Below are 2,932 nucleotides of genomic sequence, written 5' to 3'. Positions count from 1 at the left end.
TTCTTGCGCCGATGGCACCGCAGCGGGCTGAGGCGCGGATTGCACCGCGTCGACGACCGGGGGATCGGGCACACTGGTGAGAGTATCGAGGGCATTGAAGACCTGCCGGCAACGGCCACAGCGCACGCGACCCTCCCGCGCCTGGAGTTGCTCCGCCGTGATGCGGAAAAGGGTCCCGCACTCCGGGCAGCGGGTCGCCATGGTCATGGAGCGCCTCTCTCCCCTGCGAGCAACACCCAGTTTTCCTCCGCCGCCGCCACGGTGAGGACCAGCGCCGGCCGGTAAGCCTCTGCCACCGCCTCGGCTTGCTCCTCCAGGATGCCCGCCAGGGCGAGCCGCCCGCCGGGCTTGAGGGCCTGAACCAGCACGGGGGCGAGCAGCATCAAGGGCCTCGCCAGGATGTTGGCCACCAGGAGGTCGGCGTGGAAGTTGGTGGGAAGCTGGGCTGGGTCGAGGAATTCGGCAGCCACCTGGTTCAGCCGGGCGTTTTCTCGGCTCGCCGCCAGGGCGAGCGGATCGATGTCTACCCCCACGGCCCGGGCAGCGCCCAGCTTCAGCGCGGCGATGGCCAGGATCCCGGAGCCGCAGCCGTAATCCAGCACATGTTCACCACCGCCCACCGTGGCGTCAAGCCAGCGCAGGCAGAGACGCGTGGTGGGGTGGCTTCCGGTGCCGAAGGCAATCCCGGGATCGAGCCGCAGCGCGATGAGGGCATGAGGCGGGGGCGCTGCCCAGCTCGGCACTACCCACAGCCGGGAACTCACTTGAAAGGGCCCAAACTGGGACTGGGTCTCCCGCACCCAGTCCCGTTCCGAGACCGGAATGATCTCTAGGGTAGGGACCGTCGGCAGGGCGGCAAGCCGGGCGGCCTCCTCTGCAATCGCCCGCCCATCCGCCCCCTCGGGAAAGAGGGCGGTGATCCGGCAACGGGCCCATAGGGGAAAGGGCTGCTCCGGCGTGTCGTCCAAGGCTGCGGTTTCGGTTGCCCCGTCGCTCAGCTCCACCGAGATCGCCCCCAGGGCCTCGAGGGCGTCGGAGAGGGCGACGGCGTGAGCCGCCTCCACCGAGAGGGACAGGGCTAGCCAGCCCTTCATGCGGTTTTCTTCTTAGCCGTACCCGCCAGCTTCTGCTCTAGATAGTGAATGCTCACCCCACCCTGCAGGAAAGCGGTATCCATGAGTAGCTCCTGGTGCAGAGGGATGTTGGTCTTGATGCCCTCCACCACCATTTCCGAGAGGGCCGAGCGCATGCGGGCGATGGCCAGCTCCCGGGTATCGCCGTAAGTAATGACCTTGCCGATCAGGGAATCGTAGTGGGGCGGGACGAAGTAGCCTTGGTAGACATGGGAATCCACCCTTACCCCGGGCCCCCCCGGAGGGTGGTAGGAGGTGATGCGACCCGGGCTGGGGCTAAAGGTAAAGGGATCCTCGGCGTTGATGCGGCATTCGAGGGCGTGACCGCGGAAGACGATATCCCGCTGGCGGAACTTCAGGCGCTCGCCCGCAGCGATCAGGATCTGCTGCTTGACGATGTCCACTCCGGTGATCATCTCGGTCACCGGATGCTCCACTTGGACCCGGGTGTTCATCTCGATGAAGTAGAATTCCCCGTCCTCATAGAGAAACTCCAAGGTGCCCGCGCTTCGGTAGCCGATGCGCCGGCAAGCCTCCACGCAGCGCTCGGCGATCTTCTCCCGCTGGCGCGGGGTCAGCCCGGGAGCCGGCGCCTCTTCGATGATTTTCTGGTGGCGCCGCTGCATGGAGCAGTCCCGGTCGCCCAGGTGGATCACGTTGCGGTATTCGTCGGCGAGCACCTGGATCTCCACGTGGCGGGGATTCTCCAAGAACTTCTCCATGTACACCGCTGGATTGCCGAAGGCCGCCTGAGCTTCCGCCTGGACGGTGGCGACGGCGTTGAGCAAGGCCGCTTCCGTGTGCACTACCCGCATGCCGCGCCCACCGCCGCCCCCGGCGGCCTTCAGGATCACGGGGTAGCCGATGGATCTGGCGATGCGGCGGATTTCGGCCGGGTTGTCCGGCAGCGGCGAATCGTGACCGGGCACCGTGGGCACTCCCGCCTTCTTCATGGCGTTCTTGGCACTCACCTTGTCGCCCATGAGGCGGATGGTCTCGGGGCGCGGCCCGATGAAGACGAAACCGCTCTTTTCCACCCTCTCGGCGAAGTCGGCGTTTTCCGAGAGGAAGCCGTAGCCCGGATGAATGGCCTCGGCGTCGGTCACCTCCGCAGCACTGATGATGGCGGGAATGTTGAGATAGCTTTGGGCCGAGGGCGCCGGGCCGATACACACGGACTCGTCGGCGAGCTTCACGTACTTCGCCTCCGCGTCGGCTTCCGAGTGCACCACCACGGTCCTGATGCCCAGCTCCCGGCAAGCACGTTGGATGCGGAGGGCGATCTCGCCGCGGTTCGCAATCAAAATTTTCTCAAACATGGCTCACCGCGGCTCGATCTGCGATCTAGTTCCGGCCGCTCGCCTACGCTCACTTAACGGGCGCTTTGCGCCCGTTAGCCTCCACCGCCACAAGCCGCTATGCGGCGTGTGGTCGCCGCGGTTCGCAATCAAAATTTTCTCAAACATGGCTCACCGCGGCTCGATCGGAGGTCGAGTTCCGGCCGCTCATGGGCTTGCTCGCTCGATCACAAACAGGGGTTCGCCGTATTCCACCGGTTGACCGTTCTCCACCAGGATGGCCTTGACCACCCCGGCCACATCCGACTCGATCTCGTTCATGAGCTTCATGGCCTCGATGATGCACAGGGTATCGCCTGCCTTCACCGTCTGGCCCACCTCCACGAAAGGCTTGGCGCCGGGGGAGGAGGAGCGATAGAACGTTCCCACCATGGGGGACTTGATCACGTGCCCCTCGGGCAACTTGGGAGCGGCGGCCGGCTCGGGGGCCGGGCTCAGGGC

At 65.9% G+C, this 2,932-nt stretch carries 4 protein-coding genes; all 4 read right to left on the bottom strand.

What is annotated here, in order from left to right; translation table 11 throughout:
• The coding region (locus V7Q81_RS15445) for an MJ0042-type zinc finger domain-containing protein (protein ID WP_333845100.1) at window positions 1–207 on the bottom strand (207 nt) is incomplete at its 3' end.
• Window positions 204–1,094, bottom strand: coding sequence for a 50S ribosomal protein L11 methyltransferase (prmA, locus tag V7Q81_RS15440; protein ID WP_333845097.1), 891 nt, complete (start codon window positions 1,092–1,094; stop codon window positions 204–206). The genes V7Q81_RS15445 and prmA, both read right to left, overlap by 4 nt.
• Complete coding sequence (gene accC / locus V7Q81_RS15435; RefSeq protein WP_333845095.1) at window positions 1,091–2,452, bottom strand: acetyl-CoA carboxylase biotin carboxylase subunit; 1,362 nt, start codon at window positions 2,450–2,452, stop codon at window positions 1,091–1,093. The genes prmA and accC overlap by 4 nt, the downstream gene beginning before the upstream one ends.
• 186 nt (window positions 2,453–2,638) lie before the next feature.
• A partial coding sequence (gene accB, locus V7Q81_RS15430) for an acetyl-CoA carboxylase biotin carboxyl carrier protein (RefSeq protein WP_333845093.1) occupies window positions 2,639–2,932 on the bottom strand: 294 nt, incomplete at its 5' end.

Origin of the sequence: Pelomicrobium sp. (genome assembly GCF_036803785.1) — a bacterium.
Taxonomy (GTDB): domain Bacteria; phylum Pseudomonadota; class Gammaproteobacteria; order Burkholderiales; family UBA6910; genus Pelomicrobium.
The sequence above is the reverse complement of the archived record's forward strand: the minus strand, read 5'-3'. Positions and strand labels throughout refer to the sequence as shown.